We start from the raw sequence: 23,043 nt of genomic DNA, 5'->3' as shown, positions 1-23,043 counted from the left end.
GTCCTCAGAAGTCGAGCAGCTCTTCCAGGATCGACTTCCGGCGCTTCTTCTTCGCGTACCTCTCGTCGTAGCCGCGGCCGTAGTACCGCTCGTCGTAGCGGTGCTCGCCGTAGTGCCGCGGGTCGCGGTCGTAGGGGTCGGGCACCGGCGGGCGCGGGGCCTGCGGTGGCGCGACCGGCAGGCCTTCCTCGGCGTCGATGTAGGCCCGCTCGGCGGCGATGAGGTTCTCGAGCTCGCCGCGGTCGAGGAACAGGCCCTTGCACTCGGTGCACTGGTCGACCAGGACCCGGTTGCGCTCGTACTGCGCCATCACGTTGTGGCACTTCGGGCACAGCAGCTGCATGGCGCCGAGGCTACCGCTGCGCCGCCGTCCGACCCCCGTCCCACCTGCTTTTCCGCGGTAAGGCACCCCGCCTTACCGCGGAAAAGCGGGTCAGGACTTGAGCTCGTACTCCGCGAACTTCGCCCGCAGGTCCTTCTTCGAGAACTTGCCGACGCTGGTCTTGGGCACCTCGTCGATGAACTCCACGGCGTCCGGCAGCCACCACTTGGCCACGAGCGGCTTCAGGTGCTCGAGGATCTCCTCCTCGCTCGCCGTCTCGCCCTGCTTGAGGACGACGCAGGCCAGCGGGCGCTCGTCCCACTTCGGGTGCGGCACCCCGACGACCGCGGCCTCGGCGACCTTCGGGTGGCTCATGATCGCGTTCTCCAGGTCGACCGAGCTGATCCACTCCCCGCCGGACTTGATGAGGTCCTTGGTGCGGTCGGCGATGCGGATCGAGCCGTCGGGGCTCATCGCGGCGACGTCGCCGGTCTTCATCCACCCGTCGGCGGTGGTGAGCTCCACGCCCGCGTCGGGGTTGTAGTAGTCCTTCGCGCACCAGTTGCCGCGCACCTGCAGCTCCCCGGTGGCGGTGTCGTCCCAGGGCTGGGGCTCGAGGGTGTCGGCGTCGACGATCCGGGCCTCCACGCCGAACAGCGGGATCCCGGCGCGGGCGCGCACGTCGGCCTTGGTGGCGTCGTCGGCGTCCTCGTAGCGCTTCGGCAGCACGCCCGAGGAGGCCACCGGCGAGGTCTCGGTCATGCCCCAGGCCTGCAGGATCGGCAGCCCGACCTGCTCGCGGTAGGCCTCCGACAGCGCCTTGGGCACCGCGGAGCCGCCGCAGCCGATCTCGCGCAGCTTGTGCTCCTTGCCGGCGAGGTGGGGGAGGACGCCCTGCCAGATGGTCGGGACGCCGGCGGTGAAGGTGACGCCCTCGTCGACGATGATCTTCGCCAGCGCCTCGGGCTGCATCATCGGGCCGGGGAAGACCAGCGCGGAGCCCGCCGCCGGGGCCGCCTGCGCGATGCCCCAGGCGTTGGCGTGGAACATCGGCACGACCGGCATGGCGACGTCGCGGACGCTGAGCCCGAAGGCGTTCGGCGAGAGCGCGGCCATGGTGTGCAGCACCGTCGAGCGGTGCGAGTAGACGACGCCCTTGGGGTTGCCGGTGGTGCCGCTCGTGTAGCACATCGAGGCGGCCAGGCCCTCGTCGCGGACGTCGAAGTCGACCGGCGAGGCGGCGGCCAGCAGGGTCTCGTAGTCGCTGATCCGCGGGTCGTCGGGGAGCTCGGCGTCGCCGCCGTCCTCCATGACCACGACGTGCCGGACCGTGGTCATCGTGTCGACCAGCGGCCAGAACAACGGGAAGACCGACCGGTCGACGAAGACGACCTCGTCCTCGGCGTGGTTGGCGATGTAGGTGAGCTGCTCGGGGAACAGCCGGATGTTGAGTGTGTGCAGCACGCGGCCGGTGCAGGGGGCGGCGAAGTAGAGCTCGAGGTGCCGCTGGCTGTTCCAGCCGAACGTGCCGACCCGGCCGTCGGCGCTGATGCCGAGGGTGTCCAGCACGCCACCGAGCCGGCGGGTGCGGTCCGCCCACTCGCCGTAGGTGCTCCGGGTGGCGCCCTGGGGGCTGTTGGTCACGATCGCCACGTCGCCGTAGTGCTGCTCGGCGTGGCGGAAGATCGTGTCGATGGTGAGGGGGCTGTCCTGCATCAGGCCGCGCATGCTGCGGATCCTGCCAGTGACGGCGCTCACGATCTAGCCGAGGACGACCGGCAGCGTCTCCAGGCCGCGGATCACGAACTCGGGACGGCGGACCGGCTCGCCGCCCAGCTCGAACGTCGTCGTCCGGTCCAGCAGTGCGCCGAAGGTGGCCTGCAGCTCGACGCGGGCCAGGGGCGCCCCGATGCAGAAGTGGATCCCGGCGCCGAAGGTGATGTGTCCGTTGTCGGTGCGGCCGACGTCGAAGGTGTCCGGGGCGTCGAAGACGGCGGGGTCGCGGTTGGCCGCACCCAGCAGCGCGGCGATCTTCCGGCCGCGTTCGACGGTGACGCCGCCGATCTCGACGTCCTCGGTCGCGGTGCGCTCGAACAGCTGCAGCGGGGAGTCGTAGCGCATGAACTCCTCGATCGCCGTCGGCAGGAGCGCGCGGTCCTCGCGCAGGCGCTGCAGCTGGTCCGGGTGGCGGAGCAGCGCGAGCGTTCCGTTCCCGCTGACGTTCACCGTCGCCTCGTGGCCTGCGTTGAGCAGCAGGATGCAGGTCGTGACCAGCTCGTCCTCGGTCAGCTTGTCACCGTCGGCGTCGCGCATGGACACCAGGTGGCTGACCAGGTCCTCGCCGAGGCGCTTCCGCCGCTCGGCGGCCAGCGCGCGCAGGTAGGCGACGAACTCGTCGGCGGCGCGCTCCGCGGCGTCCTCGGTCTGCGCCGTCCGCCCGTACTCGTACATCTTCACGATCGCGTTGGACCAGGGGCGCAGCAGCGGCCGGTCGGCGTCCGGCACGCCCAGCAGTTCGGCGATGACCGCGACCGGCAGCTGCTCGGCCATGCCCGACAGCAGGTCGACCGGCTCCGAGCCGCCCGAGCGCTCGACCAGCTCGTCCACGAGCCGGCGAGCGAGGTCCTCGACCCAGGGCCGCAGCCGCTCGACGTGCCCGCGGGCGAACGCGGAGCTGATCAGCCGCCGCAGCCGGGTGTGCGCCGGCGGCTCCATCTCCAGGATGGCGTTGCGGTGGATGAGGTTGAAGCTCTCGAAGCGCTCGGCGGGCGCCTTGTCCGACCAGATCCGGCCCAGCCGCCGGTCGCGCAGCACCGCGTTGGACTCCGCGTGGGTGAACGCCAGCCACAGCCCCATGCCCTCGTGCCACTGCACCGGCGCCTCGGCCCGCGCCCGCGCGAACGACGGGTAGGGATCGGCCACGACGGCGGGGTCGGTGAGGTCGAGCGGTGCAGCGGGTCCCATGGCCCGCAGCGTAGGTCGGCGCGGTCAGCCGGCCTTCGCGAGCGCGGCGACCCCGAGGACGGCGGCGGCGATGGCGTCGGGGCGGTCGACGGGAACGAACGTCGCCGCCTCGTCGACCCACGTCACCGAGGTGCTCAGGAGCGCGGCCAGGCGCTCGGCGTCGCGTGCGGGGAACACCCGGTCCCGGCGTCCCCACACGACCGCCGCCGGCGCCGCGAGGCCCCGCAACCCGGCGGCAGCGGCCAGCGAGGCGGAGGGGTGCACCGTCCGCAGGAAGGCCACCAGGTCGGCGCGGACCGCGGCATCGGTGCGGGCCGGGTGGAGCAGATCCCCGGTCAGTTCCCTGCCCAGGCCGCGCGTCGAGAACAGGTTCGCCCGGCCCGGGTCTGCGAGCACAGCGGGAACGGAGAACAGCCGCAGGAGGAGGGCCGCCGCGCCGGGGACCGGGGCGAGCCACGGCAGCGGGCGGATCAGGGGCGGTGGGAAGTGCTCGAAGGCGTCGCAACCGGTCAGCACCAGCCCGCTCACCCGGTCCGGTGCGTCGGCGGCCGCGATCTGCGCGAGCGCCCCGCCGGTGTCGTTGCCCAGCAGTACGGCGGTGTCGACGTCGAGCCCGTCGAGCACGTCGACCAGCGCGCCGGCGACGCCGTGGGGGGTGAGCAGGCGCCGGTCCGGAACCGCCCGGCGGTGCGCCCCCAGGGGCAGATCGGGCATCACCAGCCGCACGCCGCTGTCGAGGTGATCAGCGGTCGCGTCCCACAGCCGTCCGTCCAGCAGCAGGCCGTGGACCGCCAGCACCGCCTGCCCCTCCCCGACGACGCGCACCGGCAGCGGCCCCAGCCTGGTCTGGATCTCGTGGCGCTCCATGGCTCCTCCTCGCTTCGTGTAGCGGTCGCTACATCCCCTTGAACGTAGCATCTGCTACATGGGTGGGGAAGAGGAAGCCGGCGGGGGCGGACGCGGCCGTCCGGAGCAGCGGGCCGCACTGCTCGACGGCGTCGTCGAGTACGTGCTGCGCGAGGGGGTGGCCACGCTGTCCCTGCGGCCGCTCGCCGCGGCGCTGGGCACCAGCGACCGGATGCTGCTGTACTACTTCGGCTCCCGCGACCGGATGCTCGTCCTCGTCCTCACCGCCGTAGGGGAGCGCCTCCGGGCCGGCCTCGAGGCGGTGACGCCGGCGCAGCGTGCAGCACCCGGTCGCCTGCTGGCCGCCCTGCGCGCGGCCTTCGAGCTCGACGGGGCCGAGCCGATCCTGCGGCTCTACGTGGAGGTCAGCGGACTGGCCGCCCGGGGGCGCGAGCCGTTCGGCGCCATCGCCGCCGCCATCGCCGAGGACTGGCTGAGCTGGGCCGAGCAGCGCCTGGACGTGCCCGCCCCCCGGCGTCGGTCGGCCGCTGCCGGTGTCCTGGCGGTGGTCGACGGGTTGCTCCTGCTGCGCTTCGTCGCCGGTGAGACGGCCTACGAGCAGGCCGCCGACTGGCTGGCGGGCACGCTGGACCTCACGGAGCCGGACTGACCTCGCAGGCTGACGGGGCGAGCCACATACGCTGGCGGGCATGTCGTCCCGCAAGCGCTCCACCGCCCCCGCCGCCGCGCCGGAGGGCGTCAACCCCAAGGCTCCCTGCCCGTGCGGGTCCGGCCGCCGCTACAAGCACTGCCACGGCTCGGGCTACGCGCCCCCGGTGATCCGCGCCTTCGAGGGGCTCCCGGGCGAGGCCGACTGGGTGGCCCTGCGCGAGCTCGTCCCGGCAGCGACGGCGGCGCTGCGGACGACGGAGGGCCGTGACGTCACCCTCGCCAGCGTGCTGCCCGGCGGCGCCCCCGCCCTGGTGCGGGCCAACGGCGAGATCGTCCTCGGCGTCCAGCTGCAGCAGTCCTCCGACGACGTCAGCCGCGACCTCGGCACCGCCCTGGCCGCCGCGCTCGAGGCCCCCACCGGCGCGCCCGTCGACCCGGGCCCGATCGGTGGCGCCGGGTCCGCCGGCCCGCGGCTGCAGGAGCTGCTCGACCTCACCGCACCCTTCGAGGTGACGGTGCACGACGACTTCGGCTTCTGGCTGGAGGGCACCGACCCCAACCCCGCCGCGCAGGCCGGGCTGCAGGCGGCCAACGAGGCGATCCTGCCGACCGTCCGGCTGGCCGGGCTCGAGGCGGCCTACTGGGTGCGCCCCGGCGACGAGCGCGCCCACCTGCGCTGGGTCCGCCCGGAGCCGGAGGAGAAGCTGCTCGACGCGCTGGCCCGGCTGCGCGCGGCCGGCGAGCCGATGCTGCTGGGCGAGGGCACCCGCTACGCCGGCGCCTTCCGCGCCCACGGGCTGGTCGTGCCGGTGTGGGACCTGCCCGCCGGCACCCCCGCGGACGAGTGGATCGAGCCGGCCACCCAGTGGCAGACCCGCGTCGAGCAGGCCCTGGCGGTGACCGAGCCGCTGGACGCCGACGAGCGCCGCGCCCGCGCCGGCCTGCTGTCCCGCCAGATCACCATCCGCTGAGTCGCTCCCCGGTTCCCGGGTCGGCCGGCTGGGGGAGCGGCGCCCGGGACACCGGCGAGGACATGCACCGCGGTCCGCCGCGGCCGCTGCCCAGCTCGGAGCCGGCGATCCGGATCACCTCGATCCCGGCGGCCTCGAGCGCCGCGTTGGTGACGGTGTTCCGCTCGTAGGCGACGGTCAGCCGGGGCGCCAGGGCCAGGGTGTTGTTGCCGTCGTCCCACTGCTCGCGTTCGGCGGTGACCGGGTCGAGCCCGGTGTCAATCACGCGCAGCTCGTCGATGCCCATCGAGTCGGCGGCCGCCTCGACGAACGGCCGCGGGCCGGTGACCGTCAGCTCCACCGGGTCGTCGTCGTCGGCCACGCCCTCGGGTGCGGTGACCGTCCACGCCCGCAGCGAGTCCGCGACGGCCGGGTACATGACCATCGCGTCGACGTCGACCATCGTGGCGATCGTGTCCAGGTGCATGGTCGCCCGCTGCTGGGCGATCGGGACGACGAGCACCGTGCGCGCGAGGCCGCGGGCGAACAGCCGGCGGGCCAGCCGCTCCGCCCCGCCCGGCGTCGTCCGCTCACCGACCCCGACGGCGACCACGCCCGGGGCCAGCAGCAGGACGTCGCCGCCCTCCAGGTGCTCGAGGTTGGCGGCGTAGAGCTGCTCGACCCCGGCGAACCGGGGGTGGTGGGTGTAGACGGCCGCGGTGATGGTGCTCTCGCGGTGCCGGGCCGGCATGGCCAGCGAGGTGACCGCGACCTCGTCGCCGATCCACACCGAGGAGTCGCGGGTGAACAGCAGGTTCGGCAGCGGGGGGACGACGAAGTCCGAGCGGTCCATGACCTCGTAGGCCAGGCCCCGGCCGCCGCGCAGCTCGTCGTGCGCCAGGCCGGCGATCAGCGTGGCGGCGAGGTCCTCGGGCGGGAGCCAGGCCAGGTGCCGGGTCGCCGCGCGCTGCAGGCCGGCGCCCAGCCGCGGGTCGTCCACCGCGGCGCCGATCAGCTCCGCCCGCGCCGACGGGAAGGACAGCACCTCGGCCAGCAGCCGGTCCAGGTGCAGCACCTCGACGCCCCGGGCCGTGAGCGCCTCGGCGAAGGCGTCGTGCTCCTCCTGGGCGCGGTCCACCCACGGGACGCCGTCAAAGAGCAGCTGGTCGTTGTTGCGCGGGGTCAGCCGGCGCAGCTCGTCGCCGGGGCGGTGGAGCAGCACCGTCTGCAGCGAGCCGACCTCGCTGGTCGCGCCCGGCACGGGGGACGGGGTCATGCGCCGAGGCTGGCACAGGCCCGCGGACCGCACGCTCGCGGGAGGGGCCGGAGGCGGCTGGCTAGGGTGCGGGACGGGCCGGCAGCGCTGCCGGGCCCCGACGACGGAGGTGCGGCGTGGACCTGTTCGACCTGACCGGCAAGGTGGCCGTGGTGACCGGGGGCACCCGGGGCATCGGCCTGATGATCGCCCGGGGCTTCCTGCAGGCCGGAGCGGCCCGCGTCTACATCAGCTCCCGCAAGGCCGACGCGGGCAAGGCCGCCGTGGCCGAGCTGGCGGAGTTCGGCACGGCCATCTCCATCCCGGCCGACATCTCCACCGAGGCCGAGTGCATCCGGCTGGCCGAGGAGGTGAGCAAGCGGGAGGAGCAGGTCGACATCCTGGTCAACAACGCCGGTGCGACCTGGGGCGAGGACCTGGAGAAGTTCCCCGAGTCCGCCTGGGACAAGGTGCTCGACCTGAACCTCAAGGCGCCGTTCTTCGTCACCCGCGCGTTCCTGCCCCTGCTGGAGAAGGCCGCCTCGCACGAGGACCCGGCCCGCGTCATCAACATCGGCAGCATCGCGGGCCTGCAGCCCTCCGCGGCGCGCACGTACTCCTACTCGACGTCGAAGGCCGCGATCCACCAGCTCACCCGCAACCTGTCCAAGGAGCTCGCCGCGCGCCGGATCACGGTCAACGCGGTCGCCCCGGGGCCGTTCGAGTCGAAGATGATGGCCGCCACGCTGGCCGCGGCCGGCGACGAGATGACCAAGCGGGTGCCGCTGGGCCGCATCGGCCGCCCCGACGACATGGCCGGCATCGCGGTCTTCCTGTCCTCGCGGGCCGGCTCCTACCTGACCGGCACGATCATCCCGGTGGACGGCGGCATCGCGACCTGAGCGCCGGGCGCGCGTGCCCGCGACGCCGGGGTTGGCACGCGCGCGAGGTGCGAGTCGGCCAGCGCCACCTGGTGCGGCGAGCCGACGAGCACGCCCTGTTCCCGGGCGCCGGTCCACCAGCGCCGGGCGCCGTCGAGGTCCCCGCGGCGCTCGGCGATGCGACCCAGGAGCTCGTCGTAGGCGCCGAGGGTGAGCGCGGGCGTGCCCAGCACCGCCTGCCGGCCGCGGAAGGGCAGCAGCGACTCCGCCGCCGCGGCCCAGTCCGGCTCGTCGCCCAGCCACAGCGAGCTCTCCGCCTGCAGGTACAGGGCGACGTCGCTGGCCCAGTCGCGCACCAGGGTCCGCCCCCAGCGGGCCCGCAGCCGGCGCGCCTCGGCGACGTCCCCGGACTCGGCTGCGGCGAGCACCGCCATCTCCTGCAGCAGCGGGTTGCCCTCGTCGCCGGTCTCGACCAGCAGCGGCAGCGCCGCGGCCTCCCGGTGGTCGGCCCGCCGCAGGGTGAACTGGTGCGCCGCGTAGGCGTGCCGCGCGTGCGGGGTGACCCGCCGGAACAGCTCGTAGGCCTCGGTGGTCAGCTCCTCGGCGCGGGCGGCGTTCCCGCGGAGCCAGGCCAGGCCGCCGGCCTGCCACAGCACGTGCGGCCGCACCTCCGGCCCGCTCAGCGAGACGGCCAGCCGCCGCGCCGAGTCGTGGTCGGCCTCGAAGCCGGCCTGGTCGCCCAGGTGCAGCCGGATGGCCGCCCGGTGCACGTGCGCCATGAACTCCGTCCGCCGCGGCAGCCCGCGGCCGGACAGCGCCAGCGCCTCGTCCGTGGCGGCCAGCCGCAGCTCGGCGGCGCCCGGCCGCCCCCACACGGCGAGGCAGAAGTTGTTGAGCGTGCGACCCAGGAGCTCGGTGTCCCCGATCCGGCGGGCCATCGCGATCGCCCGCTCGGCGGCCCGCACCCCGCGGTCGTCGGGCCCGAAGGCCAGCTCCACGCCCAGCGTGCCGAGCAGCCGGGCGGTGGTGGGGTCGTCGCGGTCCCCGCGCTCGGCGAGCAGGTCCTCCAGGACGCCGACCATGTCGGCGTCGACCACCCCGTGCGGCCGCCAGTTCCACAGCGTCACGCTGCCCCACACCGCCGCCGACTCGGCGAGGCACTCCCGGTCGTCGAGCTGGCGGGCCAGGCCGATCGCCTCGGCGACGACGCCGCGCGCCTCGGTCAGCTGGCCGCTGCGCAGCAGGTCACCGCCCAGCGCGGTGAGCAGGTCGTGCCGTGCGCGGGCGGCGTCGGGGGCCTCCGGGTCGAGCAGCGCCAGCGCCTGCCGGCCGTGCGCCGCCGCCTCGCCGTGCGCCAGCCGCGCACGGGCCGCGCGCGCCGCCGCCCCGAGGTAGACCAGCGCGGGACCGGCGCCCACCACCGGCAGCGCCGCGACGAAGTGGTGGGTGAGCCGCTCGACCAGGCCGTCGTCGGTGGACCCGGCCAGCCGGCGCTCCAGCGCCTCGCCGATCCGGGCGTGCAGCCGGGCCCGGCGGATCGCCGGCAGGTCGCCGGCCAGCACCTCCTGCACCAGCGCGTGGGTGAACCGCCAGCGCCACGGCCGGGAGCCCTCCACCACCAGGCCGACGGCGAGCGCGGAGTCCATGGCGGTCAGCGCGTCCTCGGCCGGGGTGCCGGCCGCCTCCAGCAGGTCCAGCGACACCTCCCGCCCGGCGACGGCGGCGAGCTCGAGCACCTCCCGCGTCCCCTCCGGCAGCCGGCCCAGCCGCGTGCGGAGCACCTCCCCGACCGACGGCGGCACCGGGACGTCGTCCAGGTGGAGGTCGTGGGCGCCGCCCATCCAGCGGGACAGCTCGACGACGAAGTACGGGTTGCCGCCGGTGCGGTCGTGCACCGCCGCCGCCAGGGCCCGGTCACCGGGGGCGCCGAGCTGCGCGGCCAGCAGCGCCCCGACGTCCTCGGCCTCCAGCCCGCCCAGCCGCAGGCTGGTCGCCGCCGGCTCGCGGGCCAGCCGGCCCAGGCAGTCCGCGACGGCCTCCGGCAGCTGCTCGCCCACGGTGCGCGCGGTGACGATGAGCAGCAGCGGCGCGCGGGGGAGGTGGCGGGCGAGCAGGCCGAGCAGCGCCACCGTGGTGGTGTCGGCGCCCTGCAGGTCGTCGAGGACGACGAGCGTCGGGCGGACCGCGGCCGCGGTGAGCCGGGCGCGCAGGTCCTGGAACAGCCGGAAGCGGGCGGCGTCGGCGTCGTCCCCGGGCGCCGCGTGCGGAGGATCGAGCTCGGGCTGGCCCAGCTGCTCGAGCACCTGGGTCCACGGCCACAGCGCGGGGGCGCCTGCATCGTCGGCGCACCGGCTCCACGCCACCGGCCAGTCCAGCAGCCGGGCGCCGTCGGCCACAGCCTCCGCCAGCCGGGTCTTGCCGATGCCCGCCTCGCCCTCGACCACGACGACGGCCGCGCGGCCGCCGGCCACCTGCTCGGCGACGGCGCGCACCCGGTCCAGCTCGGCCCGCCGCCCCACCAGCGCGTCCACCGACGTGCTCGGCACCGGGGCGGGCGCCGCCGGCAGCACCGGCCGGGGGAGCCGCTCCAGCAGCCGCGGGTCCTGCCGCAGCACGGCCTGCTCCAGGTCGCGGAGCTCCGGGCCGGGGTCGATGCCCAGCTCGTCGCGCAGCAGCTCGGTGCACCGCCGGCAGGCCTCCAGCGCGTCGGCCTGCCGGTCGGCGGCGTACAGCGCGGTGACCAGCCGGGCCCACAGCCGCTCGCGCAGCGGGTGCTCGGCGACCAGCCGCTGCAGGTCCGGGACGGCGGCCTCGGGGCGGCCCTCGGCCAGCAGCGCGTCGCAGCGCCGCTCGCGGGCGCGCACGTGCAGCTCGGTCAGCCGGAGCCGGTCGCTGGCCGCGGCCGGGGCGTCGCCCAGCTCGGCCAGCGGCTCCCCGCGCCACAGCGCCAGTGCCTCGTCGAAGAGGGCGACACCTCGCCCCGCCGCGCCCTCGGCCACCGCACGGTCGCCGGCCTCCACCAGCTCCTCGAACCGGAGCAGGTCCAGGTCGTCGGCGTCGGCGCGCAGCAGGTAGCCCGGCGACCGGGTGACCAGCACGGTCGGTGCCTCGCGCGGCCCGCGGTCGGGCTCCAGCACCCGCCGCAGGTGCGAGACGTAGGCCTGCAGCGTGCCGGTGACCGTCGGCGGCGGCTCCTCGCCCCACAGCGTGCTGACGATGCGGTCGATGCCGACGACGCGGCCGGCGTCGGCCAGCAGCAGGGTCAGCAGCGCCCTCGGCTTGGCGCCGCCGACGTCGAGCAGCGCACCGTCGGGTCCGACGACCTCGAGCGGACCCAGGGCTCGGAAGCGCACGTCGGGCCATGTTCCTCGCGTCGCCCCGGCGTGGGCACCCCTTTCTGCCCGCCGCTTGCAGGGAGCGCTGCAAGTCGCGTGCAAGTGGCGGCCAAGCGGGGCGTCGCAGGCTTCCCCCGTCCCAGAGCCGCGGCCTCCGCGGCACCCCGATCCGCGGCTCCGACCGCGGCCGCGAGAAGGAACCCGCATGTCTCTCCCCCAGCCCCGCCGCCCCGAGCCGCCCGTCGTCCTGCGGGACGCGGTGGCCGCCGGCGCCGTCGCCGTCGCCACGCAGGCGCTGCCCTTCCCCGCCGAGGACGTCGAGCAGCTGCGCAGCCGGGTGCACGGCCCGGTCTACGCCGCCGGTGACGACGGGCTCGCCGCGGAGGTGGCCACCTGGAACCTGGCGGTGCAGCACACCCCGGCGATCGCGGTGGGGGCCACGTGCGCCGCCGACGTCGCCGCCGCCGTCTCCTGGGCCGTCGCCCACGAGCTCGGCGTCGCCGTCCAGGCGACCGGGCACGGGCCGGTCCGCAACGCGGCCGGCGCCATGATGATCACCACCCGCCGGATGCAGGGCGTCTCCATCGACCCCGAGCGGCGCACCGCGCGCGTCGAGGCCGGCGTGAAGTGGAAGCGGGTCATGGAGGCCGCGGCCGAATTCGGCCTCGCCGGGCTCTGCGGCTCGTCCTCCGACGTCGGCGTCGTCGGCTACACCCTCGGCGGCGGGCTCGGCTCGCTGGGCCGCAAGTACGGCTTCGCCGCCGACGCCGTCCGCTCGGTCGAGCTGGTCACCGCCGACGGCCGGCAGCGCACGCTGTCCGCCGACTCCGAGCCGGAGCTGTTCTGGGCCGTCCGCGGCGGCAAGGGCAACCTCGGCATCGTGACGGCGCTGGAGCTCGAGCTGGCGCCGGTCGGCGAGCTGTACGCCGGGGGCATCTTCTTCGCCGGCGAGGACGCCGCCGCGGTCATGCAGGCCTGGCGCCGGTGGGCGCCCACGATGCCGGAGGAGGTCGGCACCTCGATCGCGCTGCTCCGGCTGCCCGACGAGGAGTTCCTGCCGCCGCCGCTGCGCGGGCAGACCGCCGTCCACCTGCGGTACGCGTACTGCGGGACCGACCTCGCGGAGGGCGAGCGGCTGGTCGCCCCGATGCAGGACGCCGGCCGGGTGCTGCTCGGCGGGATCGGGCCGATGAGCACCGCCGCGATGGACGCCATCCACATGGACCCGGTCGACCCCATGCCCGCCTACGAGAAGGGCATGCTGCTCGCGGACCTGCCGCCCGAGGCGGTGGACGCGCTGCTGGCGGCCGCGGGCCCGCAGCTGGACATCCCGCTGGTCATGCTGGAGATCCGGCTCATGGGCGGCGCGCTGGCGCGGCCGGCCAAGGTGCCCAACGCCGTCGCCGGGCGCTCCGGGGCCTACGCCGTCTTCGCGATCGCCCCCGGTGTGCCGGAGCTCGCGCAGGTGGCGCCCGCGGTCGTCGGCGGTGTCCTGGGCGCGCTCGAGCCGTGGCGCTCGCCCGAGACGGTGATCAACTTCCTCGGGGCCGTCTCCGGCCCCGACGAGGTGGCCGCGGCCTACCCGCCCGGTGTGTACGGGCGGCTGGCCGAGCTCAAGGCGGCGGTCGACCCGCACCGGGTCTTCTCGTTCGGCTACGCGATCTAGCTCTTCCGCCACGCGACGCCGCGGACCCCTGACCCCGGTCCGCGGCGTCGCCGCGTGCGGTGAGATCTGCACACTCGTGGCCTTCAGGGGGCTGAAAGGCCCGAGTGTGCAGATCTCGCCGACTAGTCGGGGAGCAGGACGCCGGGGTTGCAGATGCCCTTGGGGTCCAGCCGCGCCTTGACCGCGCGCAGCACCTCGACGCCCAGCGGCCCGATCTCCCGGTCCAGCCACGGCCGGTGGTCGGCGCCGACGGCGTGGTGGTGGGTGAGCGTGCCGCCGGCGGCCAGCAGCGCGTCGGTCGCGGCCCGCTTGGCGCCGAGCCACTGCTGGATGGGCAGCTCCTCGTCGCGGTCGGCGAGCACGGTGAAGTACAGCGAGGCGCCGGTCGGGTAGCCGTGCGAGACGTGCGTCATCACCAGCGGACGGCGCCCGCCGCCGGTGAGCGACTCGGTGAGCGCCCGCCGGACGGAGTCGTACACGGTGGGCAGCGCCGACCAGGTGGCCGCGGTCTCCAGCGTCTCGACCAGCATCCCGGCGTCCAGCAGCGAGTCGCGCGTGTAGGGCGCCCCGAACCGGTGCTTGCGCCACGACTCGCCCACCTGGTGGCCCAGCCGGATCGCGCCGCCGGACCGCAGCAGCGACGACGCCGCCCGCGTCCGCGCCCGCACGATGTCGGGCAGGCCCTCCCAGCCGACGACCAGCAGGCAGCCCTCGCGGTGCCCACGGGTGCGCAGCATGCCGCGCAGCAGCCGGGCGCCGGTGCCCCCGGCGTTGAGCAGGTTGGCCCGGGTCTCGTCGACGTCGGAGAGCCGGACGACGTCGGGCAGCAGGTCGTGCCGGGCCAGCCGCTGCAGCGCCGCCAGGCCGGCGGCCCAGGTGCGGAACGACCAGCCCTCGTACGACGTCGTCACCGGCTTCGGGCGCACCCGCAACCGCAGCTCGGTGATCACGCCCAGCGTGCCCTCCGAGCCCAGCGCGAGGCCGAGCAGGTCGGGCCCGGCGGCCGACGCCGGCGGGTGCCCCAGCTCCAGGACGCCCGACGGCGTGGCCAGCGTCAGCCCGGCCACCAGGTCGTCGAACCGGCCCACCCCGGTGGACGCCTGGCCCGAGCTGCGGGTCGCGGCGTAGCCGCCGAGGGTGGCGAACTCCCAGCTCTGCGGCAGGTGGCCGAAGGTCAGGCCCTGCTCGCCGAGCGCCGCCTCGAACGCCGGGCCGCGCATGCCCGGGCCCACGGTGACCATCGACGAGGCCACGTCGATCTCCTGCACCGAGGCCATGCGCCGCAGGTCGAGCGCGACCGCCGGCCGGTCGTCGGGGTCCACCCCGGCCAGGCCGCCGACGACGCTGGTGCCGCCCCCGAACGGGACGACGACGACGTCCTGCTCGCTGCACAGCGCGAGCAGCGCCGCGGTCTCCTCGGTCGTGCCCGGCAGGACGACGGCGTCGGGTGCGTCGGAGGCGTCGCCCGCCCGCCGCCGCAGCAGGTCCAGGTAGCTCTTGCCGCCCGCCCGCAGCAGCCGGGACTCCCTGTCGGTGCGGACGTTCTCCTCGCCCAGGAGACCGGTGAGGGCGGCGAGGGTGTCCGGCGTCAGCCGCGGCGGCGCCAGCCGGATGTCCTCCACCGGCACCGGCGGCGTGTGCCGGGGGGTCCAGCCCAGCTCGCGGGCGAGGTGGCGGCGGGCCGCCTTGGGCAGGGTCTCCTCCAGCGCAGGAGCGCGGTCGCCCGCGGCGTCGGCGGCGTCCCCGGAGGCGGGACCCCAGCCCTGGATCGTCAGTTCCGGCTGCTCGGGCACGGCTACAGTCTGCCGGGTGCCCGTGCCTGGGGAACTGCGGTGATCGGCTCGCTGTCGTCCGCGCGGCGGACCCGGGACCTCGAGGAGGCCGCCGGCCCGCCGGTGGACGTCGTCGTGGTCGGCGGCGGGGTCACCGGCGCGGGCGTCGCGCTGGACGCGGCGGCGCGCGGGCTGTCGGTCGTGCTGCTGGAGCGCACCGACCTCGCCGCGGGCACCAGCCGCTGGTCCTCGAAGCTCGTGCACGGCGGGCTGCGCTACCTGGCGCACGGGGAGATCGGGCTGGCGCGGGAGAGCGCCCGCGAGCGCGCCGTCCTGATGGGCACGACCGCGCCGCACCTGGTGCGGCAGCTGCCCTTCCTCATCCCGGACGCCGCCGGCCGGGACGTGAGCGCGCTGGGGGCGGCGGGCGGTCGGCTCGGCGACCTGGTCCGGTTCTCCGTCGCGGGCGGGCGCGGCTCGCTGCCGTCCACGCGGCGGGTGGGGGCCGACGACGTCGCGCGGATGACCCCGGCGGTGCGGCCCGGTCGAGGCGGCGCCGTCTTCTGGGACGGGCAGCTGAGCGACGACGCCCGGCTGGTGGTGGCCCTGGCGCGCACGGCCGCCGCGCACGGCGCCCGCGTCCTGACCGGAGCCACGGTGACCGGCGTCGACGGGGACGAGGTGCACGCCGACGTCGACGGCCGGGCGCTCGTGCTGCGGGCCCGGACGGTGGTGAACGCGGCGGGCGTGTGGGCGCAGCGGCTGGCGCCGGGCATCCGGCTGGTGCCCTCGCGCGGCTCGCACCTGGTGCTGCGGGCAGACCGGCTGGGCTCGCCGTCCGCGGCCCTCACCGTGCCGCTGCCCGGCTCGCGGTCGCGGTACGTCTTCGCCCTGCCGCAGGCCGACGGGCTGGTCTACCTCGGCATCACCGACGAGCCGGTCGAGGGCCCCGTGCCCGACGACGACCCGCAGCCCTCCGACGGCGAGGTGCAGCAGCTGCTGGACACGGTGAACCAGGTCCTCGCCGAGCCGCTGACCCGCGACGACCTGGTCGGTGCCTACGCCGGCTACCGGCCGCTCGTGCTGCCGGAGTCGGCCGGGACCGGGCCGGGCGACGCGACGGCGGACCTCTCGCGCAAGCACCTGCTGACGTGGGACGGACCGGTCCTCTCCGTCGTCGGCGGGAAGCTCACCACCTACCGCGCGATGGCCGAGGAGACCGTCGACGCCGTCGTCGCCCGGCTCGGCGGTACCGCCCGCTCGACGACCGCGCGGCTGCCGCTGGTCGGGGCCGCGCCCCGGCGGGTCCTCGACGCGCTCCCCGCACCCGGCCGGCTGGTCGCCCGGTACGGCACGGACGCGCCGCAGGTGGAGGCGCTCGGGCCCGACCTCGTCGTCGCCGGACGGCCGGAGACGGTGGGAGAGCTGCGGTTCGCGGTGCGGCACGAGGGTGCGCGCACGGTGGCCGACCTGCTCGACCGCCGCACCCGCATCGGGCTGGTGCCCGAGGACCGGGCGCGGGCCGTGCCCATGGCCGAGCAGGTGCTGGCCGAGGCCTGACGTTTCCCATAGAGCGGGAAGCCGGTTCCGTTGGATGGGACTGCAGGTGTAGACCTGCCGGCGTGGACACGTACACGCACGGGCACGCCGAGCCCGTCCTGCAGTCGCACCGCTGGCGGACGGCGGAGAACTCCGCGCCGCACCTGCTGCCCCTCCTGCGACCGGGGCTGGACCTGCTCGACGTCGGCTGCGGGCCCGGCACGATCACCGTCGACCTCGCCGCGCGGGTGGCACCGGGCCGGGTGCTCGGGCTCGACCTCTCCCCGGATCCGCTCGACGAGGCCCGCGCCGCCGCCGAGCGGGCCGGGGTCGAGGTGACCTTCGCGGTCGGGGACGTCTACGACCTCGACCTGCCCGACGGCTCGGTCGACGTCGTCCACGCCCACCAGGTGCTGCAGCACCTCACCGACCCGGTCGCGGCGCTGCGCGAGATGGCGCGGGTCTGCCGGCCGGGCGGGGTCGTCGCGGTGCGGGACGTCGACTACGCGGCGCTCACCTGGTTCCCGGACAACCCGGGGCTGGACCGCTGGCTCGCGCTCTACGGCCAGGTCGCGCGGGCCAACGGCGCCGAGCCCGACGCCGGCCGCCGGCTGGTGGCGTGGGCGCACGCGGCCGGCCTGCGCGACGTCACCGCGACGACGTCGGCCTGGTGCTACGCCTCGCCGGAGGAGCGGCAGTGGTGGGGGAACTCGTGGGCCGGCCGCGCGACGGCGTCGTCCTTCGCGGAGCAGGCGGTGGCCTACGGGCTGGCCACGCGTGAGCAGCTCGAGGACGTCGCCGACGCCTGGCGCACCTGGCGGGACGCCGACGACGGGTGGCTGGGGATGCTGCACGGGGAGCTGCTCATCCGCGTCTGACCTCAGGGGGAGACGGCGGGCGTGCGCTCCTCGGCCTGGAGCGCGGCCAGGCTGCGGCGGACCCCGACCGCCACCGCGCCGAGGGCGAAGAAGCCCTCGTCGTCGTCGACCGAGGACTCGCGCAGCAGCCCCACCAGCCGGTGCAGCGCGGCACCCGCGCGGGCGATCTGCTCGTCGCGCTCGTCGGGCGTCGAGCCGTCGGTGGTGTGGTACGGCGTGCAGACGACGCCGGCCAGGCTGTCGAGCGCGTCGGCGAGCACCCAGCCGGTGCCCGCGTCGGCGTGGTCGATGCCGCGGCGGTGCGGGTGGAACTCCACGACCAGCGAGGTGAGGTCGTCGACCAGGACGGCGACGCGGTCGACGGCCCGGGCCTCCTCGCGGATCTCGGTGGCCCGGCCCTGCCAGCGGCGGGCGCGGGGGTTGGCGCGGCGGGCGCGCTCGACCCGCGTGGCGGCGAACCGCATCCGGTCCAGCGCGCGGTCCAGCCGGCGGTTGCGGTCGGTCCACTCGGACACGTCCGGCACCCGGCCGTCGCGCAGCGTGGCCGCGATGTCGCCCAGGTGCCGGGCGAGCAGCGAGCGGGTCGCCCCGATCTGCTCGACCGCCCGCGTGAGCTGCAGCGGCGGGAACAGCACCGTGGTGACCAGCACGCCGATGGCCGCGCCCAGCAGGGTCAGCCCCGCGTAGCGCAGAACGTAGGTGTCGGGGTCGTCGAGGCCGACGGTGAGCATGAGGACGGCGGCGAAGCTCACCCAGCTCGCCTGCTCGCGCCACAGCTTCAGCTGCTCGATGAGCACCGCGAGCGCGACGATCGCGGCGACGGTGAGCGCGTTGGGCACCGCGCGGGTGAGCTCGTAGACCACCACCGACAGCGCGAACCCGGTGAGGATCGCCAGCACGCTGCGCCACGCGGCGCTGGCAGAGTCGGCGATCGTCGGCAGCACGGCGATGACCGCGCCGAGCGGGGCGTAGTACGCGTAGTCCGAGAGAACCGGCGGCAGCAGCACCGCCACCTGCCAGGCCAGGCCGGCGGCGATCGCCGCCCGCACGCCGCGCTGGACGCCGGATTCGCGCAGCAGCGCCAGGATGCGGTTCATCTCCCCCGCCAGCATGACGGGTGGCGGACCGCACAGCCCGTGCGGGTGGCGAGACTCGCACCGGATCGCCGTCCGCCCGCGAGATCTGCACACTCGTGGTCTTCCGGGCGCTGATGGGCCCGAGTGTGCAGATCTCGCGGAGGGTCAGCCCTGGCGGGCGGCGTTGGCCTGGACGGCGGTGCTCACGTACCGCGCGAGCCCCGGCGCGACGCGCTCGTAGTACGCCGTGAACCGCTCGTCCTCGACGTACATCCGGCCCAGCGCCGCGTGCATCTCCGGCGGGCAGTCGTAGTAGGTGCCGGTGATCTGCTGCCGGTGCTCCTCGGCGAGGTCCATCGCCCGCTCCGACTCCGCGGGGACGCCGTCGGCGAGCGCGGCCGCGAACCGCGCCTCCAGGTCCTCCGCCGCGGACCGGATCCGCAGCCAGTCCTCCTTCGTGTAGCCCGACGTCCGCCGCTTCGACTCCGCGTAGGCGTCGGTGTCGCCCCAGCGCTCCTCCACCTCGGCGTCGTGCTGCGCCGGGTCGTGGTCGCCGAACACCTCGAACCGCTCCTCCGGGCTCAGGGAGATCCCCATCGCTCGTGCCTCCATCTCCTTCTCGACGGCCGCGACCATCGCCGACGTCCGGTCCAGCCGGTCGAGCAGCAGCCGGTGCTGGCGGCGCAGGTGCTCGGCGGGATCGGCGGACGGGTCGTCCAGCAGGGTCGCGACCTCCTCGAGGGAGAACCCCAGTGCGCGGTAGAGCAGCACCTGGTGCAGCCGGTCCAGATCGGCCGGTGCGTACCGGCGGTAGCCCGCCGACGTCCGGCCCGACGGCTGCAGCAGCCCGATCCGGTCGTAGTGGTGCAGCGTGCGCACCGTGACGCCGGCCAGCGCCGCGACCTCACCCACGTGCACCGTGTCCTCCCTCCTGTGACGAGGAGCAGGGAACAGCCTGACGCCACGTCAGGGTCAAGCAGCTCCTAGGGTCGGCCCGTGAGCGGCGAGGGACCACGCGGTTGGGGAGCGCCGATCCACGCGGCGGTCCTCGACGCTACCGGCGTGGGCGCGGGCACCACCCTGCTCGATCTCGGCTGCGGCGCGGGGCACCTCGCCCGCGCGGCGGCCGACCGCGGCGCCGTCGTCACCGGCGTCGACATCGACGCCGACGCCGTGGCCCGGGCGGCCGCCGAGGTACCGGAGGGCACCTTCGTCGTCCGCACCGCGCAGGACCCGCCGGCCGGGCCGTTCGACGTCGTCGCCGCCGTGCAGCTGCTCATGCACGTCCGGGACCCGCTGGCGGTGCTGCGCCGGGCCGGCCGGGTGGGGGGCGTGGTCGCCGCGACCGCGTGGGGCCGGGAGCGGGAGTGCGACCTCTCCGTGCTGGACGACGCCTTCGCTCCGTGGCTCGGGCCCCGCCGGCCGGGCCGCAGCTCTCCGGTGAGCGAGCCGGCCCGGCTGCGCGCGATGGCCGAGCGGGCCGGGCTGGTGGTCGAGCGGCTGGACGAGGTCCAGGTCCCGTTCGAGTACCCCGACGACGACGCCCTGCTGCAGCCGCTGCTCGCCTCGAGGTCCGCCCGCGCCGTCGCCCGCCGGGTGGACCCGGTCACCCTGCGCGACGCGCTGCTCGAGCGGCTGGCGCCCTACCGCACCGGCGACGGCGGCTACCGGCTGCAGAACCTCGTGCGGGTGCTGGTCGCGCGGCCCCGCTGAGTCAGCGGCGCTTCTTCCCCGCCCGCAGGGACTCGACGGTCGTGGCGACGCGGGCCGCCCGGGTCTCCGGCTTCTTCGCCTCCTCCACCCAGCGCACCCACTCCTTCCTGTGGCTGGGCGCCAGGCCGTCGAAGGCGGTGGCGACGGCGTCGTCGAACGCCGCGGCGAGGTCCTCGGGGAGCGCGACCTCACGCGGCGCCGGATCGTGCTCGACGACGACGTCGACCTCCTCGCCGGCGCGCACGCCCGCCGCCTCCCGGTGCTCGGCCGACAGCGGTACCCAGTAGGCGCCGCCCATCGACGCCACCGTCGTCCGGTAGCTGTGCCCGCCGACGCGCACCACCACCGGCGGACGCCGGCCGGCCCCGAGCGCGGTGACCACCTCGTCGGGCACCTGCAGCCCGGTCGCCGTCTTGCCGGCGAGCACGACGGTCGTGCGGAACTCCATGCCCGGAACCTAGCTCAGACCAGCGCGCGGACCGTCTCGACGACGGCCACGACCGCGAAGACCAGGAACAGCACTGCCGCCACCCGCCGGATGAGCGCGATCGGCAGCCGCTCGGCCAGGTTCTTGCCCAGGAAGACCGCGAGCCCGGAGACGACCAGCAGCGCGGCCCACGCGCCCACGAACACCGACAGGGGCTCGTCGTAGCGGGCGGCGAGCCCGGCGGTGGCCAGCTGCGAGAGGTCGCCCCACTCGGCGGCGAAGAGCACGCCGAAGGAGATGGCGGCGACCCGCAGGAACGACGTGCCCTCGCGGCCCTCGCCCGCGTCGTCGGCGTCCTCCGGGCCGCTCGTGGCGCTGCGCCACAGGATGACCGCACCCACGAGGAAGAGCACCGCGACGACGCCGCTGACCAGGGCCTGCGGGAGCAGCGAGAGCAGCGAGCCGGCCGTGACCGCGATGGCGACCTGCAGGCCGAACGCCGTCCCGACGCCGACGAAGACCGGGAGCGGGGGGAACCGGGTCGCCAGCACCAGGCTGGCGAACAGCGTCTTGTCGGGCAGTTCCACCGGGAGCACCAGGACGAACGCGGCCAGGACGACCGACAGGACCACGAGACTTCTCCTCCGCTGGGCGCCGCCGAGCGGAGTCAGGGCAGCCTCCGACCGGGCAGCGCAGGCTGCTGGTCGAAGGTCTCGCCCATCCGCGCCGGAGCGCGGACCCGCTGACCGGGCGGCCCGCGAGCGGGCGCCAGCATGTCGACCAGCGGACGGGGGGCTACTCCCCTTCGCCGGGAAGAGTAGCGCCCGCCGGCTCGGAAACCGGTCGCGGGGCGGGGCGCCCGGGGCTAGCGTGCCGGCATGCGCCGACATTGATCCCCCTCGAACGCTCTGCCACCGTCCGCCCGGCCCCTCGCCCGGCTGGCGGTGGGTTGGGCCGCGCTCTCGGAGTTCGTGCCCCTCTACCCGCTGTACGCGCTGCTCTTCCTGGGCACCGGCCTGTCGACGGCGGAGATCTCCGGGCTGTTCGCGGTCTGGTCGGTCACGGCCGTGCTGGCCGAGGTGCCGGCCGGCGCGCTGGCCGACCGGTGGTCCCGCCGCGGCGTCCTCGCCTGCGGCGGCGTCCTCCAGGCGGGAGCCTTCGCGCTGTGGACGGCGGCACCGGGCACGGCGTCGTTCGCCGCGGGCTTCGCGCTCTGGGGCGTCTCCAGCGCGCTGTGGTCGGGCACCGCCGAGGCGCTGGTCTTCGACGGCCTGCGGGACGTCGGCGCGGAGGACGCGTTCGCGCGGGTCAACGGCCGCATGACCGCCGCCGAGCTGCTGGTCCAGGTGCCGACGGCGCTGGCCGCCGCCGGACTGCACGCCGTCGGCGGGTTCGCGCTGGTCGGCTGGCTGAGCGCGGCGATGAGCCTGGTGGCCGCCGCGCTCGCCCTGCGCTTCCCGGAGCCGCCGCGCGAGCGGGCGGGCGCGCTGCTCGCCACGCTGCGGGCCGGCGTCGGCGAGGTGGCCCGGCGCGCGCCGCTGCGGCTGGCCGTGGGCGCCGTGGCCCTGGTGGGCGGGCTGGACGCGATGGAGGAGTACTTCCCGGTGCTCGCCGACGACCGCGGCGTGCCGACCGGTGCCGTCCCGTTCGTCGTCCTGGTCGTCTCGCTCGCCGGTGCGGCCGGGGCCGAGCTCGGTGGCCGGGTCGACGGGCTCCGCGACGGCGTGCTCCCGGCCCTCCTCGTCGCGGCGGGGCTGCTGCTGGGAGCGGCCGCGGTGCTCCCCGGGCCGGCCGCGCTCGCCGCGCTGTCCCTGGCGTACGGCCTCTACCTGGCGGTGCTGGTCGGCGCCGAGGCCCGGTTGCAGGAGCGGATCGAGGGCCCGCACCGGGCGACGGTCACCTCGGTCGCCGGCCTCGGCATCGAGATCTCCGGCCTGCTCGTGTTCGCGGCCTGGGCGGTGGGCGGCGCGGCGGCGACGGCGCTGCTCGTGCTCGCCGTCGTCCCGGTGGTGGCGTCGGGGCTGAGGACCCGCGTCTAGGCCGCGGTGGCGTGCGGCTCGGGCGGGAGGACGGTCAGCGGTGGCAGGAGCAGCTGGACCAGCGGGCCGATGGCCAGCGCGTAGACGACCGTCACGACGCCGAGGCTGCCGCCGAGCAGCCAGCCCGAGACCACCACGACCACCTCGATGGCGGTGCGGACAGGCCCGACCTTCCGCCCGGTGCGCCGCACCAGCCCGGTCATCAGCCCGTCCCGCGGGCCGGGACCCAGCCGCACGCCCACGTAGGCGGCGGTGGCCAGCGCGTTGCAGGCGATGCCGCCGGCGGCCAGCGCGATCCGCACCGCCAGCGACGACGGCGGGTCGACCAGCCCGAGTGCGGCGTCGGCCACCAGCCCCACGACGACGACGTTGCTGACCGTGCCGATGCCCGGCCGCTCGCGCAGCGGGATCCAGGCCAGCAGCACCAGCACGCCGACGACGATGATCACGGTGCCCAGCGACCAGCCGAGCTGCCGGGCGAGCCCCTGGTGCAGGACGTCCCACGGCATGACGCCGAGGTCGGCGAGCACGAGCGCGGCGATGGAGACGCCGTACAGCGCCAGGCCGACGTAGAGCTGGACGAGCCGGCGCGGCAGCCGCCGCCCCGTCACCGAGTTGATCATCGTCGGGGTGCGCGGTCCCGCGGCGCGTCGGACGGTGTCGCGGGCACGGGGACGATGATCAACTGGGGGAGGGGTGGGCGGTCAG

The 23,043-nt window shown here is 75.8% G+C and carries 20 protein-coding genes; 8 read left to right on the top strand and 12 right to left on the bottom strand.

Translation table 11 applies throughout. The annotated features are described in order from the left end of the window. Positions 1-4: 4 nt before the first annotated feature. The 4 genes from ACI79H_RS04000 to ACI79H_RS03985 all read right to left on the bottom strand — a co-directional run bounded on the left by ACI79H_RS04000 (position 5) and on the right by ACI79H_RS03985 (position 4,153). Positions 5-343, bottom strand: coding sequence for a TFIIB-type zinc ribbon-containing protein (locus ACI79H_RS04000; RefSeq protein ID WP_456553070.1), 339 nt, complete (start codon positions 341-343; stop codon positions 5-7). A gap of 90 nt (positions 344-433) precedes the next feature. After that, complete coding sequence (locus ACI79H_RS03995) at positions 434-2,050, bottom strand: long-chain fatty acid--CoA ligase (protein ID WP_456553069.1); 1,617 nt, start codon at positions 2,048-2,050, stop codon at positions 434-436. 33 nt (positions 2,051-2,083) lie between these two features. Beyond that, complete coding sequence (locus tag ACI79H_RS03990) at positions 2,084-3,286, bottom strand: cytochrome P450 (RefSeq protein ID WP_456553068.1); 1,203 nt, start codon at positions 3,284-3,286, stop codon at positions 2,084-2,086. A 24-nt stretch (positions 3,287-3,310) separates the two neighbouring features. Further along, positions 3,311-4,153 (bottom strand): alpha/beta fold hydrolase, encoded by an 843-nt coding sequence (locus ACI79H_RS03985; RefSeq protein WP_456553067.1) that lies wholly within the window; start codon positions 4,151-4,153, stop codon positions 3,311-3,313. A 58-nt stretch (positions 4,154-4,211) separates the two neighbouring features. Between ACI79H_RS03985 and ACI79H_RS03980 the strand changes: the two genes are divergently transcribed. Further along, positions 4,212-4,802 carry a hypothetical protein gene (locus ACI79H_RS03980; RefSeq protein WP_456553066.1) on the top strand — a complete coding sequence of 197 codons (591 nt, stop codon included), beginning with the start codon at positions 4,212-4,214 and terminating at the stop codon, positions 4,800-4,802. A 40-nt stretch (positions 4,803-4,842) separates the two neighbouring features. Further along, entirely contained in the window at positions 4,843-5,775 is a 933-nt protein-coding gene (locus ACI79H_RS03975; protein WP_456553065.1) for a DUF5926 family protein, read from the top strand. Here the strand turns inward: ACI79H_RS03975 and ACI79H_RS03970 are convergent. Continuing rightward, entirely contained in the window at positions 5,762-7,030 is a 1,269-nt protein-coding gene (locus ACI79H_RS03970) for an arginine deiminase (protein WP_456553064.1), read from the bottom strand. The genes ACI79H_RS03975 and ACI79H_RS03970 overlap by 14 nt on opposite strands. Before the next feature lie 116 nt (positions 7,031-7,146). On the opposite strand from ACI79H_RS03970, the gene ACI79H_RS03965 reads away from it, so the two are divergent. Further along, a complete protein-coding gene (locus tag ACI79H_RS03965; protein ID WP_456553063.1) occupies positions 7,147-7,911 on the top strand; it encodes an SDR family oxidoreductase in 765 nt (254 codons plus the stop codon). Here the strand turns inward: ACI79H_RS03965 and ACI79H_RS03960 are convergent. After that, positions 7,863-11,243 carry a BTAD domain-containing putative transcriptional regulator gene (locus ACI79H_RS03960; RefSeq protein ID WP_456553062.1) on the bottom strand — a complete coding sequence of 1,127 codons (3,381 nt, stop codon included), beginning with the start codon at positions 11,241-11,243 and terminating at the stop codon, positions 7,863-7,865. The two genes, ACI79H_RS03965 and ACI79H_RS03960, sit on opposite strands and share 49 nt — an antisense overlap. 187 nt (positions 11,244-11,430) lie before the next feature. On the opposite strand from ACI79H_RS03960, the gene ACI79H_RS03955 reads away from it, so the two are divergent. Then, complete coding sequence (locus tag ACI79H_RS03955) at positions 11,431-12,891, top strand: FAD-binding oxidoreductase (RefSeq protein ID WP_456553061.1); 1,461 nt, start codon at positions 11,431-11,433, stop codon at positions 12,889-12,891. A 122-nt stretch (positions 12,892-13,013) separates the two neighbouring features. Here the strand turns inward: ACI79H_RS03955 and ACI79H_RS03950 are convergent, their stop codons facing one another. Continuing rightward, on the bottom strand, positions 13,014-14,684 hold the full coding sequence (locus tag ACI79H_RS03950; protein ID WP_456553060.1) for an FAD-binding oxidoreductase: 1,671 nt from the start codon (positions 14,682-14,684) through the stop codon (positions 13,014-13,016). A 39-nt stretch (positions 14,685-14,723) separates the two neighbouring features. Between ACI79H_RS03950 and ACI79H_RS03945 the strand changes: the two genes are divergently transcribed. Continuing rightward, on the top strand, positions 14,724-16,223 hold the full coding sequence (locus ACI79H_RS03945; protein ID WP_456553059.1) for a glycerol-3-phosphate dehydrogenase/oxidase: 1,500 nt from the start codon (positions 14,724-14,726) through the stop codon (positions 16,221-16,223). Between the two features lie 62 nt (positions 16,224-16,285). Then, a complete protein-coding gene (locus ACI79H_RS03940) occupies positions 16,286-17,080 on the top strand; it encodes a class I SAM-dependent methyltransferase (protein ID WP_456553058.1) in 795 nt (264 codons plus the stop codon). 2 nt (positions 17,081-17,082) lie between these two features. Here the strand turns inward: ACI79H_RS03940 and ACI79H_RS03935 are convergent, their stop codons facing one another. Together ACI79H_RS03935 and ACI79H_RS03930 are read right to left on the bottom strand one after the other, a co-directional pair. Further along, complete coding sequence (locus ACI79H_RS03935; protein ID WP_456553057.1) at positions 17,083-18,177, bottom strand: FUSC family protein; 1,095 nt, start codon at positions 18,175-18,177, stop codon at positions 17,083-17,085. Between the two features lie 144 nt (positions 18,178-18,321). Beyond that, on the bottom strand, positions 18,322-19,074 hold the full coding sequence (locus ACI79H_RS03930) for a MerR family transcriptional regulator (protein WP_456553056.1): 753 nt from the start codon (positions 19,072-19,074) through the stop codon (positions 18,322-18,324). Between the two features lie 78 nt (positions 19,075-19,152). Here ACI79H_RS03930 and ACI79H_RS03925 point away from each other — a divergent pair, with 78 nt between their 5' ends. After that, positions 19,153-19,869, top strand: a complete 717-nt coding sequence (locus ACI79H_RS03925; RefSeq protein WP_456553055.1) for a class I SAM-dependent methyltransferase — start codon at positions 19,153-19,155, stop codon at positions 19,867-19,869. A gap of 1 nt (position 19,870) precedes the next feature. Here ACI79H_RS03925 and ACI79H_RS03920 read toward each other — a convergent pair whose 3' ends face one another. Further along, positions 19,871-20,317 (bottom strand): YdeI/OmpD-associated family protein, encoded by a 447-nt coding sequence (locus ACI79H_RS03920; protein ID WP_456553054.1) that lies wholly within the window; start codon positions 20,315-20,317, stop codon positions 19,871-19,873. Positions 20,318-20,331: 14 nt separating this feature from the next. Then, positions 20,332-20,928, bottom strand: a complete 597-nt coding sequence (locus ACI79H_RS03915) for a TMEM165/GDT1 family protein (RefSeq protein ID WP_456553053.1) — start codon at positions 20,926-20,928, stop codon at positions 20,332-20,334. Positions 20,929-21,240: 312 nt separating this feature from the next. On the opposite strand from ACI79H_RS03915, the gene ACI79H_RS03910 reads away from it, so the two are divergent. Continuing rightward, a complete protein-coding gene (locus tag ACI79H_RS03910; RefSeq protein ID WP_456553052.1) occupies positions 21,241-22,335 on the top strand; it encodes an MFS transporter in 1,095 nt (364 codons plus the stop codon). Here ACI79H_RS03910 and yczE read toward each other — a convergent pair. After that, entirely contained in the window at positions 22,332-22,958 is a 627-nt protein-coding gene (gene yczE, locus ACI79H_RS03905) for a membrane protein YczE (RefSeq protein WP_456553051.1), read from the bottom strand. The genes ACI79H_RS03910 and yczE overlap by 4 nt on opposite strands. Between the last annotated feature and the right edge of the window lie 85 nt (positions 22,959-23,043).

It is taken from the genome of Blastococcus sp. SYSU D01042, from assembly GCF_054050515.1.
Note: the sequence above shows the minus strand (reverse complement) of the source record. Positions and strands in the feature narration are given on the sequence as shown.